Genomic DNA, 292 nt, shown 5'->3' with positions numbered 1-292 from the left:
CCAGTTAACTAGGCGCCTCGTCTTTTGCATATGCTCCGCTTGCTTCGTTTTTATAACTACCGCAACCAGTTAATAAAATACTTACTCCTACAACTGATGCAATACCGGGTACAAACTTCTTTTTCATTTGATTTTCCTCCTAAATAATTAAGTTTGGATGATGATGAGGGAAATGAAAAATAAAAAATCCCTCTTTTCATATTGAGAAAGAGGGATTTTTACGTACAAGTTATGCACCCGTATATAAACGACGTCCCTCATTCTATCTTTCAAGCACAATCCATTTCTATTA

General features: G+C 35.6%; 1 protein-coding gene. It reads right to left on the bottom strand.

Translation table 11 applies throughout. The annotated features are described in order from the left end of the window. Window positions 1-4 precede the first annotated feature (4 nt). Window positions 5-127 carry a hypothetical protein gene (locus tag ACSG5Z_RS31340; protein ID WP_435712898.1) on the bottom strand — a complete coding sequence of 41 codons (123 nt, stop codon included), beginning with the start codon at window positions 125-127 and terminating at the stop codon, window positions 5-7. Window positions 128-292 lie beyond the last annotated feature (165 nt).

The sequence above is a fragment of the Bacillus pretiosus genome (assembly GCF_051294775.1).
Taxonomy (GTDB): Bacteria; Bacillota; Bacilli; order Bacillales; family Bacillaceae_G; genus Bacillus_A; species Bacillus_A wiedmannii.
This window is presented reverse-complemented; position numbering and strand designations above follow the sequence as displayed.

Bases quoted from the DNA above. Each gene is read 5' to 3' on its own strand.
- ACSG5Z_RS31340 (WP_435712898.1), bottom strand. From the start codon at position 127: ATGAAAAAGAAGTTTGTACCCGGTATTGCATCAGTTGTAGGAGTAAGT.